At 44.7% G+C, this 11,062-nt stretch carries 6 protein-coding genes; 2 read left to right on the plus strand and 4 right to left on the minus strand.

Annotated features, from left to right (window positions below; translation table 11 throughout):
- Nucleotides 1-50: 50 nt before the first annotated feature.
- The gene (locus tag AACQ17_RS01710) at nt 51-1,682 is read right to left on the minus strand and encodes a methyl-accepting chemotaxis protein (protein WP_094147854.1); all 1,632 of its coding nucleotides are present in this window, start codon (nt 1,680-1,682) and stop codon (nt 51-53) included.
- 305 nt (nt 1,683-1,987) lie between these two features.
- Between AACQ17_RS01710 and queD the strand changes: the two genes are divergently transcribed.
- The gene (gene queD, locus AACQ17_RS01715; protein WP_010320709.1) at nt 1,988-2,347 is read left to right on the plus strand and encodes a 6-carboxytetrahydropterin synthase QueD; all 360 of its coding nucleotides are present in this window, start codon (nt 1,988-1,990) and stop codon (nt 2,345-2,347) included.
- Nucleotides 2,348-2,471: 124 nt separating this feature from the next.
- On the opposite strand, the gene AACQ17_RS01720 is transcribed toward queD, so the two are convergent.
- Nucleotides 2,472-3,671, minus strand: a complete 1,200-nt coding sequence (locus AACQ17_RS01720) for an HNH endonuclease signature motif containing protein (RefSeq protein ID WP_094167643.1) — start codon at nt 3,669-3,671, stop codon at nt 2,472-2,474.
- Between the two features lie 620 nt (nt 3,672-4,291).
- Between AACQ17_RS01720 and AACQ17_RS01725 the strand changes: the two genes are divergently transcribed.
- Nucleotides 4,292-8,029 carry a M66 family metalloprotease gene (locus AACQ17_RS01725; protein ID WP_166537991.1) on the plus strand — a complete coding sequence of 1,246 codons (3,738 nt, stop codon included), beginning with the start codon at nt 4,292-4,294 and terminating at the stop codon, nt 8,027-8,029.
- Nucleotides 8,030-8,133: 104 nt separating this feature from the next.
- Here the strand turns inward: AACQ17_RS01725 and AACQ17_RS01730 are convergent, their stop codons facing one another.
- Both AACQ17_RS01730 and AACQ17_RS01735 read right to left on the minus strand, forming a co-directional pair.
- Nucleotides 8,134-9,495, minus strand: a complete 1,362-nt coding sequence (locus AACQ17_RS01730) for an L-serine ammonia-lyase (RefSeq protein ID WP_013856773.1) — start codon at nt 9,493-9,495, stop codon at nt 8,134-8,136.
- A 101-nt stretch (nt 9,496-9,596) separates the two neighbouring features.
- Nucleotides 9,597-10,850, minus strand: a complete 1,254-nt coding sequence (locus AACQ17_RS01735) for an aromatic amino acid transport family protein (RefSeq protein ID WP_017047579.1) — start codon at nt 10,848-10,850, stop codon at nt 9,597-9,599.
- Between the last annotated feature and the right edge of the window lie 212 nt (nt 10,851-11,062).

The following is an 11,062-nucleotide window of genomic DNA, read 5'->3' on the forward strand; positions in this document are numbered from 1 at the left end:
CTTTTTAATTCAATGGCACATATTACCTGTCAATTCGTTCGCATCAACCTTTATTGTCGATTCGTGGCCGAATTCTTAGTAGAAAGCGTAAATTGATTCATCAATGTTTCTAAGCGCTGCGATAGCTGTTTTAAATTGACGCTGATTTCTCGGGTTTGCGTTGCCGATTGAGACGTATCATCAGCATGTCGAGTAATGACTTCGATCTTCCCTTGAATTTCTTGGCTGACTTGTGTGGTCGTTCGTGTTTGATCTTGAATATTGTTTGCATGATCAAGCACCTGCTGCATCTCTTGTACGGCATTACTCATTGCGGAAGATAAGACTTCGACTTCATTTGAACGTTGATGCGCATGTGAGCAGACCAAATCAACTGAGGCGAGCGATGTTTCACTGTCACGTTGGAATTGAGCGATGATTTTCTCAATGTTTCCAGTCGCTTCTGCCGTTCGTGAGGCGAGTTTTCGCACTTCATCGGCCACGACCGCAAAGCCTCTTCCTTGTTCACCCGCTCGTGCTGCTTCAATCGCCGCGTTTAAAGCCAGCAAATTAGTTTGTTCGGCGATACTTTTAATCGTTTCAAGAATGGAGGAAACCAGCCCTGTCTGATTATTAAGTTCAGAAATTTTATCTTTCACGGACTCGATATCGCTTACCAAACCTTTGATATCTGCGCTAGCTGTATGTGCTTGCTGTGCACTTTGTTGAGCGACGTTAGCGGTATGTTTGATAAGCTTTGATGCATCAACCGTAGCTTGATTAACCGTCTGTTGTTGAGATTGCATCTCTTCAATATTGAGCTGGACGTCAGAGGTTTCACGCTGCTGATTTTTTGCCGCTTGGTTGGTTGTTTGTGCTACGTCGGTTAACTGGTTTGCTGAATCGGCAAGCGAATGAGAGGTCTCTTGCACTTTTGCCAAACTGTCCGAAACCGTGTCCATTAAAGAGTTGATGGAGACCGCGAGTTGTCCGAGTTCATCTTTTTTGGTGCTGATAAGTCGTTTTGATAAATCTTTGCTCTTACTGATTTCACACATGAATCGTGACGTATGCTGGATAGGGCGAACAATCATCTTGCGGATCAAAAAAAGCGTGATCATAAATCCGATAAAGGCAATGGAAGCCATAATAATAACGGCAATGACAGTGTGAGTACTGATCATTTGGTTTACATGGCTCAGGTTATATTCAAGACGAATAGCTCCTAAAACGGTTCCTTCTTCCACCATATGACAAGATACGCAGTTTGTGCCTCGGTAATCTAGGCTTGATTTCATCGGTAAGGCGACGACCAATCCTTTCCCCCAGGAAGCATTGAATGGTTCAATGACGGTTTCCCCGGCCAGTGCGCGTTTATCTATCTCGTCCATTGGCTGTTGATTTTCTTTTCCAGGACCATAAAGTTTACTGACCGCTTCTGAACGTAATACTCGCACCTGTTCAATACCATCTTGCGCGAGTGCCTTTTGGCGCAAGGTCTCTTTCTGAGCCATGGTACCAGTCAACATCATCATATTGAGGCTATCAAAGTAGTTACTCGCTTTATCGTGTAACTGCTCGCTCAACACCGAATTGAGCAGGTCACGTTGTTGTATATATTGATAGCTCGTTGACACCGTTAATACAAAAGCAAAAACGGTGATGAGCGTAAGTAGCAATTTAGACGTGATTGTTGAGTTCATGATAATTTTATTATTATTGAGAGGGTGACAGTGTAAATATAGCGTTAATATGCACTAGTGCAAAAGTTGTAGTCTTTGGAGTGTGACCCTATACATACTATAGGTTTAACAAATGTGATGTGGCACGTCATGATTCCCTATTAATGCTTAAAATATCACTCAAAGGCGTGGGATTTGCCGTTGTATCACTGTGAAAAATTGTACGGTTTTATCTGTCTTACAATGCAAACAAAGCTGCCTAGAAACTTGTTTCGTGAGTCTATATTCCTTAGTATTGCCTCTCTTTTAAAAGCTTGAGAACCAAGATGAAAACAGAATTATACAAAGAGTTTATGTTTGAAGCCGCGCATCGTTTACCTCATGTACCTGCAGGGCATAAGTGCGGCCGTTTACATGGGCACTCTTTTTTAGTTCGTCTGTATGTAGAAGGTGAGGTCGATCCTCATACTGGTTGGGTGATTGATTTTTCTGAAATTAAAGCGATATTTAAACCTATTTATGATCGTTTAGATCACTATTACTTGAATGACATTGAAGGGTTAGAGAACCCAACCAGTGAAGTGCTTGCGAAATGGATTTGGCAACAATTAAAGCCAAGCTTACCACTGCTCAGCAAAGTTGAAATTAAAGAAACCTGCACGGCGGGTTGTATTTATAAAGGCTAATACCAGCAGATAATTCCCAACAATAAACAATAAACAATAAACAATAAACAATAAACAATAAACAATAAATAACAAGTAGATAGGCACTACTATCGCGCCTATCTACTTACCCAATATAAAGAGCCTAATAACCCCAAATTTGGCTTACATATTCAGGATGATCGATATAGGGATTTCGGTTACCTTGAAATTGATAAACGGCGTCATTGCGCTGGCGTTCTTTAGCACTCACAGGATCTTCTTGGTGCCAACGCTTTAGCATAGCCAGAGCCCAAGCTTCAAAAACCACGGTGCTAGTACCATCAAGTATGGCATCAGCGTTGTCAGTATTTCCTTGCCAGCTGCCGATACGGTTCTCGTAGCGGGTTGCCATGTAAAAATAGGCGCGCGCTAGATCGCCTTTAAATTCATCAATAGGCTCAAATACGGTGCCATTATAACCTAGCGTATTGCTTGCACTGCCAAGTTTTGAACCATTACTTGAGGTATAAGTGATATGACCAACTTCGCCAAATGGCCAGTTACTGCGTTTTGCATTAACAAAACCATCAGTGGCAAACAAGTGGTGACCGTCGGAATTCATTGGCTCAACGCTGCCCCCAAACCAACTTTTAGGAAATGAGTGTTCCCTATTGTAACAATCGCCTTCTCGTCGATACTGACCACACTGATCGCTGACTTTAGTAAAACTAACACTGTCGTTGTTGTCAGGTTTCTCAGAATAGATATCTAACATTGAACCGTCATTCTCATAGTAGTTATCTATGTCTGCATTTTGTAATAGTGTCCAAATTGCGGAATAACCGCGGCTATTATGATTCTTTATGATGTTGTATAAGGCCGTTTTTAGTTCAAAACCTGTTTTTCCTATCGCGGCTTGATAATAGTCATGGTTAGCGGGAGTTGTTGATTCACCAAGTAATAAGCTGTTTGATTGGTTGTATTGAAATTCTCCACCAGAGGCCAGTATTTCCGAGCCTTTGGCTAAGGAATAAAGGCCATTGCCAGAGCCACAGCAAATACCATCACCATAACTGTCATGGATGGTGAATTGATATTCACCATCCGATAAGCATATTTCTTGGCTATAAGATGTGGAGTCTGAGTAATTATTACCCGCATAAATAACCTGTGAGAGGCTGTTTTTTATTTCCCAACTTGTTTCAGAAGCATATTGATCGGTGGTTAAATTCAGAGTCAGGTTGTGAGCGCGACATGTCACATGGCTTGATGGTTGCTCAGCGTTACTATTTTCTGTCTGCGCACTGGTAAGGGGAGAGCAAAGCAGTGCCAGTAGGGTAAGGTATGAAATTTTCGTTGTCATAATTTTCTCATTGGATAGTTAAATCGCAACTAAGATAACCATTTGCTCAGTCAATAAATTAAACCTATATCGCATTTTAATTTGTTATGTATGTGATGTTTCATTATTTATGCAGGAGATCTCACGTTCAGAAGGCTGTGCAAAAAGGTGTTCATAAAAACCTACGCAGTCTGCATATATACAATCTCTTTTCTTACCGCGACTGACACGCTGCCGTTTAGTCAATACCTGTGCGATAAAATTGCCAAAAAAGTTGATCGCTTAATCCTCTCAATGCTCATGAACAATCGTAATCATTCTCTTTCGGTGTGCGTGTTATATTCTTAAGTATCATTGTTTCTGATTGATTTTAATAAAATCATTTATTGTTTGTATGCATTTTTGTTGCACACTTTTTCGTGTGAATTCTCACTTTCAAGACGTCAACCTCATTGGGTTGGAACCCTTATCTCGTTACGGACATAGTGATTCTATCGAAATGAAATTAGGTAACTAATAATGAATCGGTAACCCAGTTGTCTATATCCGGAATCGATTGTTGCTTAACCAGCGCAGATTTCGTGGGTTGCTGCTGCTGAAATTCAGGCACGTCACTATAAACTAAAATGAGCAATCCAATGATGAATAAGAAACCATTAACGCTTCTGGTAGCAGGGCTACTGGGAAGCGCACCCGTTTGGGCGCAAAATGAGCTCACCTTGATCCAGATCGGGGGAAAAATCGTCGAGCGGTTAGAATCGATTAAAGCGACCGCCGAACGTGGAGAAGGGGTGTTTGAACGCAACGGTGAGCGTTGGATCCACTACAAAGGCTTCGATTATCGGCTTAGTTACAAAAATGATCTGCAATTCCCCTTTATATCTTATCAAAGTGGCGATGATACGCCTTATCGCAATGTGATCGATTTTGTCGATCAGAGTTGGGAATTCATGGTGTACGACGGCGGTTTTTATCTGATGAGCCGCGAATTTGGTGTTTACGAATCGGACGAGCAAGGCTGCTTTGTGGAATACATTCCTGCGGCACACGGGTCTAAGCGCGCCGATGGTAGCTACATCTGGCAACGTGATGTCATCTATCGTACCGAAACCTCTGATTGTGGTGCGTTAGTGAAGCCAGAGATTACCTCGTTAACCGTCTCGAGCCTGTCTGATGTCGGTGTGTCATTTGACTGGCTTGGGCAAAATGAAGCCGATAAGACTCAGCTCACCTTAATCAATTTGAGTGATGCGAAGGATGTTCGCCGCTATGATTCGGTTTCTGCGGGCTTTTTTATCGGTGACCTTAAGCCTGGCACATCATATGAGATGGTGTTGAACTCGTGTAATCCAGTGGATTGTGCTGAGCCCAAGGTAGTGCGCTTTACTACTCAAGATGCTCGAGTCGGTTTTGCCGATGAAATCCCAACCCCGAACCATTTGCAAGGCAGTTTAGAGGGTGGGTTGGGCATTACTCAAACCCATACATCAGTCGCGCCGAATAGCAATGAGTTAACTGGTCAAGGTCATTTGGACGTGATCATGAACCGTGAAGCGATGCTGCTGTTTACCCCGCAACAAGGGGAAGAGATTAACCAAGTCCGCGCCGAAGTGTTCCTCGATGGCGAATTAGTGCACACCACCTTGATGCTGCCGCCCAGTGCTCTGGCCGCATCGGATCAGCCAGAGAATGGCCGTATGAAGGTGGTGTTCTCTCATCACGCTTGGTCACTGCCGCTGCAATGGAACTGGATGAAGCCGGAGCTCTCACTGCGCTTGACCGACAACTTAGGCCGTGAAGGTGTGCTCAGCCAAGGAGACATCCAGTTTGGTGGTGCGCCTGAGTTGGTGATTCAAAATATCGACATGGGCATGCTGACTCAACCGCGTAACCACAATACGATGATTCAAAATCTTCCAACTTTGGCCGCGGATTATTTCCAAAAAATACCCGCGTCTAAATTGGTGATGGCTGACTACACTCCTGCCTATTTCCCTGTTGTCACTATGCCAAATGGTGTGGTGTACACCGATAAGAGTGCGAGTACGGGTGGTTGGCACAGCGGCGATATGCGTGAAGCGATCGGTAAAGCGTTGGTCTCTACAGGTGTTAACAACGCCAACGTCGGCATTGTGAGTAGTGCGGGTTATTCGCAGCAATACAACCGCCGCTACAACCACATTACCGCACACACCAACGTCGGGGTGTATACCAAAGAAGGTACAGATTTAGCTCAAGTTGTGGTTCATGGCGGCAGTGGCGGTGGCGGTAAAGTAACCCTGCAAAATACTACCGGCAATGAATGGTCCCATGAACTGGGGCACAATTTTGGTTTGGGTCATTATCCGTTCATGGCGTCGATTCATGATATGGAATCTGGCTGGGGTTGGGATGCGTTCCAGCAACGCTTTATTGGTAACTTGCACTGGAAAGGCGACGTTTACACCCAACAGCAAGGTGACGATATTGTACCGCCGTTTAAAGATGCGTTCCGTTTCCTGCGTGATGCGCAAAATGGCGGTGAACAAGAGTACGTTGGCACCATCAGCCGCTTTACCTTGGAGCATCCGGCTCAGTCGCGCAAAGCACAGCGTTGGATGAACAACGGTTTTAACCTTGATAGCAACAGCCCAAGCGGTTATGTGCAGTGGGATCAGAGTACCCAACGTTATAAAGCGGTAGAAACCGATACACCGAAACCGCAGCAAGTGGGCGTACCCGTAGTTACTTTATTGGGGATTTACGATCCGCAGAATGAGAACCCTAGCCAAATCTATCCTCTGATTTACTCGAATTATGGCAACGTGTTTGAGCTGCCACAGCCAGAGCAAGGGGATTATCAGTTGGAAGGTTGGCAAGCGGTGGCGAACCTGACTCAGGCACAGCTCGATAGCGATATTTGGCAAACATTACGCATAGATGGTGAGCAGCAACGTTTGTGTAAGTTTACTTTCCAAGCGACCAATGGCGATAGATCGCAGTTTGTCGGTGGGGTTGAACCCAGTACCGACCGTTGTTCTGTTGGACGCGATGTGACATGGAACATCAACGTGAACATGACTTCTGCACAAGGCGAGTATGAATTGCTTTCCAAGTATGGTCGCGGAACGGTGACTTACACACCGACGGCCGATGTCGGTGAAGTGAGCCTATGTACACTCAATAAGTCTGGAAATGATCACGATGGAGCTGGATTTGTCGTCGGTAACCAATGTGAACAGATCGCAGGTGTGATGCATAAAAATGGCCAAACGTGGCGCTATGCCATTCGTGGCGATGAAGTGTTGCGTCCTACTTACCAGGTTCAGGGCCAGTGTCAGTTGGATGTTGAATTTGCAGATGGGATCCACGAACAAGTTCGATTAAGTGCCTCTCGCCACGCTGGCAATGAAAGTAACAAGTTCCACGTTAACTTATCGATGGAGAATGGAGTACCAATTCAAGTGAGTTTGCATTGTTCGGATCGCGGTGGTGAAACAGAACTGACTCGAATGACGCCAGCTCAGAACCCGCTGCTGGATAAGCTCAAAGGCCCAATCATCATTGGCCAAGAGTACGGTTACAGCCAAGTGGTCGATATGACACCAACCTTCGCACAGAATGAAACTCTGCTGAACACGGATTTTGCAACGATCGCTGAGTTTGATGCTTTTGTGGCCGAACACTATGGGCGTGGCGTTCTAAACAATGGCGTGACGAAAGCGGATCGCCGAGCGGGGGCATTGTATGTCTACCCGAACCCAGAAACGGGGATGCGTGATTACTTTGTAATGCGTATGGTAGATGCTGGCGCATTCCCGGCCGATCAAACCAGTAATCAAGGTTGGAAATACCTAGGTTCGGCAGATCGCTATGTGAACTTTGCTTTCAACCCAATCAAGCTCAATAGAGCGGTTGGTGTGAGCATTGAAGCGCGTGTACAAAGCTACTTTGGTGTATCTCGCTTATTGACATGGGATGAGCGTACCTCAACCACTTGGGATAAGGCGCAAAATGCGGTGTTTGTTGGGCAAATCGATGGTGAAAACCATTACTTTATCCAAAAACGCCCAGGAGAGGGGGAAGCTTTCCCGATGCTCGGAGAGTCAAACCTAGATTGGGTTTACCTTGGCAGCGACAGCACCATTCAAGCTTATCTTGCGGAATTAAATCGTGATTTAGCAAGCTTTGAACGTTCGTTACTGGAGTGGTATCAACAAGATGCGATGGGCGTGTGGGGCAGTGATGGCCAGCGTGGTCAAGTGAACGATATTTATCAATACGCTTTCCGTGGCGGCTATCATTACTACCGCTTGAAAGTGACTAAGTACGGTTATTTCCCTTACCCAACCGATCCCAATCCAACCAACAGTAGCTGGGAATATCTCGGTCAGTTTTAAGTTCCTCACTGGATCGTGAGGTAAAGTCGTAAAATGCACCACTCGCTGTTAAGCGAGTGGCGTTAAGTTTTAATGAACGAGGTTTTTAAATAGATAGGTGTTCGTTAGCAAACGACTTTAATCGCTAAACCACCTTGGGACGTCTCACGATATTTGGCGTTCATATCTTTACCTGTCTCAAGCATAGTTTCGATCACTTTATCAAGCGAAACACGAGGTGCCGATGAGCGGCGTAGCGCCATCCGCGTTGCGTTGATCGCTTTCACGGCAGCAATACCATTGCGCTCGATACAAGGCACTTGTACTTGTCCCGCGACAGGGTCACAGGTTAAGCCCAAGTTATGTTCCATCGCAATTTCAGCGGCCATGCAAACTTGTTCGGGGCTTCCACCCATCAGTTCTGCAAGGCCCGCGGCTGCCATCGAACAGGCAACACCTACTTCACCTTGACAACCCACTTCCGCACCAGAAATAGAAGCGTTACGTTTGTAAAGCCCACCGATAGCGCCAGAGGCGGCAAAGTAACGGATATAGTCTTTTTCAGTAACGGTTTGAATGAATTTATCGTAATAGGCTAACACTGCAGGAATAATACCGCATGCGCCATTAGTAGGTGCTGTCACCACACGCCCACCCGCGGCATTTTCTTCGTTCACTGCAAAAGCGTACATGTTTACCCAGTCAACGACCGCCATTGGGTCGTTGGTTGTTTTTTCTGAGGTCATTAACTGTTGACGAAGTGCTGCTGCTCGGCGTGGAACACGAAGAGGCCCTGGTAAGATACCTTCAGTATTCATACCGCGGTCCATACATTCGCGCATGGTTTTCCAAATATTGGCAAAGTAAGTACGAACTTCTTCATCAGAATGCAGTGCTTTTTCGTTAGCCATAACCAGCGTACTGATGGAAAGACCACTCTCTTTGCATTGGTTCATCATCTCGTCAGCGCTAGTGAAGACATAAGGAACTTTAATAGGGTTCTCTTTTTCTTTACCAAAGTTTTCTTCATCAACGATAAAACCACCGCCGATAGAGTAGTAGGTTTTTGAGTAAACGACTTCATCATCGATCCACGCATGGATCTGCATGCCGTTTTCGTGCAAGGACAAATTCGTTTTGTGGAAATTCATTCCACCTTCTTTAGGAAACGATACGGTATGACAGTGCATACCAACGGGAAGACGCTCGGTTTCTTCAACGCGTGCGATAAAGCCTGGAATAGCATCGATATCAACTTTCTCAGGGGTATTACCAGCAAGACCCATGATGATAGCGATATCTGTGTGGTGACCTTTCCCTGTCAGTGATAATGAACCATAAACGTCCACGGTGATTTTAGTGATGTCGCGCAATTTTCCCATTGAACGTAAATCATCAATAAACTCTTTACCCGCTTTCATTGGTCCCACTGTGTGTGAGCTTGAAGGACCAACACCGATTTTATAGATATCAAATACACTAATCATATCGATTACCTCAAAAGTAAGCCCCCCTAGCTAAGAGGGAGGCTCATTATTATAGTTATGTTCTGTATGCAGTATTCATGACGGTTGATATAACCACCAGATTAAAGAGCGCCGTAGATTACAGAAGTAATAGCAGCAAGACCACAGATAGTTGTGAAAATCTGTACTGGTGCTGAAGTCTTGAACTTCGCCATTGCAGGGATCTTGTGCATTGCAAATACAGGCAGCAGGAACAAGATGCCAGCAATCATCGGTGCGCCCATGGTTTCAATCATGCCTAGGATGCTTGGGTTTACAATCGTTACGATCCAAGTTGTCAACACGATGAAGATCAGTGACATTTTTTCAATCTTGCTTACTGAGCTATTTGAGCGAGATTTAATCAAACCAACTAGGCCTTCATGTGCCCCTAAAAAGTGACCAAAGTAGCTAGAGGTAATCGCTGCAAAGGCAACAAGAGGACCCATGTAAGAGATGATTGGTGATTCATGGATGTTTGCTAGGTAAGAAAGCACAGAAATGTTTTGCTCTTTTGCTAACGCGAGTTGCTCTGGCGACAGAGACAGCACAACAGAAAACACGAAGAACATCACAAAACCCATCAGCATCATGGCCGAGCCACCAGTGATCATATCGGTTTTCTTAACCGCGTTGTCACCATGTTGTAGGCGTTGCTCTTTAGAGAACTGGCTAATGATTGGGCTGTGGTTGAATGAAAACACGATGATAGGAATTGCAAGCCAAACGATGGTTGGCATCGCAGACCAATCAGGTGCGACTTCAATCATAGAGGTGTTCCACTCTGGAATAAGGTAGAAAGAAAGTGCTAATAAAATGAAAACCAATGGATACACCATGGCAGACGTTGCTTTTAGCATCAGCTCTTTACCAAATACTACGCCAGCCGTCATTGCCACAATCAGCGCACCAGAAAGTAACCAACGAGGAATCGATTCCATGCCAACTTGGTTAACAAGGAAGGAATCAACGGTGTTTGTGATACCAACGCCGTAGATAAGAACGATAGGGTAGATGGCGAAAAAGTATGCGAACGTAATAAGGTTTGCGCCAGTTTTACCAAAATGCTCTTCTACTGTGTCAGTAATATCAGAATCAACATTTTTTGAAGAAAGAACAAAGCGAGCTAAGCCTTTATGTGCGAACCAAGTCATTGGCGCCGCAATTAGGGCTAACATTACTAATGGCCAAAAACCACCCGCACCAGCTTTAATTGGAAGGAAAAGTACACCGGCACCAACGGCTGTACCAAAAAGTGAAAGACACCAAGTGAAATCTTTATAAGTCCACTTGCTAGAGGATTGTACGGCAGATGCCGACGAAGTTGTTGTGTTCATATTGTATTACTCATTTTTGGGAACAGGAAATAAGTCGAGCGCATTTTGCATAATTTTCTCATTCGAAAACTAGATCTAAATCATGTAACGTTCTGGCTTATTGAATGATATGTCAAAAACCCATTTTTGATCACGAAAATGGCGTGCTACATGTGAGTAATGTTAATGATTTGGATTAGTAAAAGTTATCAATATAATGCTTCGATTAACAT

The sequence above is a fragment of the Vibrio sp. V10_P2A27P122 genome, assembly GCF_963874335.1.
GTDB lineage: Bacteria > Pseudomonadota > Gammaproteobacteria > Enterobacterales > Vibrionaceae > Vibrio > Vibrio anguillarum.